Here is a 458-nt window from a genome sequence, read left to right on the forward strand (position 1 = left end):
GGGTGGCCCCTTGGGCACAGGCCTAATCCACGGTCTGAAGCTCGTGGCCGTCGCGGTCGTGGCACAGGCCGTCTGGGATATGGCGAGGCGACTGTGCCCGGATCACCGCCGAGCGGCCATCGCGCTCATTGCACTCGCGCTGCTCAGCGTTTTGACTACGGTGTATGCGCAGCTCCTCGTCATCGTTGTCGGGGCGGTGCTGGGGCTCCTGCTGTGCCAGCCGGATGCGTCGGCCAATCCGGTCAGCCGACATGCACACGTCCTCGAATTCCGTGTGTCGCGCGCTGCGGGGGCCGTTGCGCTGGTGCTGTTCTGCCTTCTCTTGTTTGGTCTTCCTGTACTGGCTGCCCAAACTGGCCGCGCCGCTCAAGTGTTCGATGCGTTCTACCGATCTGGCGCGCTGGTCTTTGGCGGTGGCCACGTGGTGCTGCCCCTGCTGCAACAACAAACTGTAGCCA

General features: G+C 64.6%; 1 protein-coding gene. It reads left to right on the plus strand.

Translation table 11 applies throughout. From position 1 onward, the window contains the following. Positions 1 to 458: chromate transporter (locus JWG43_RS18145; protein WP_371925225.1), on the plus strand; the 458-nt coding region annotated here is incomplete at both ends.

It is taken from the genome of Desulfobulbus alkaliphilus (assembly GCF_016918545.1).
In the GTDB taxonomy this organism is placed as follows: Bacteria; Desulfobacterota; Desulfobulbia; order Desulfobulbales; family Desulfobulbaceae; genus Desulfobulbus; species Desulfobulbus alkaliphilus.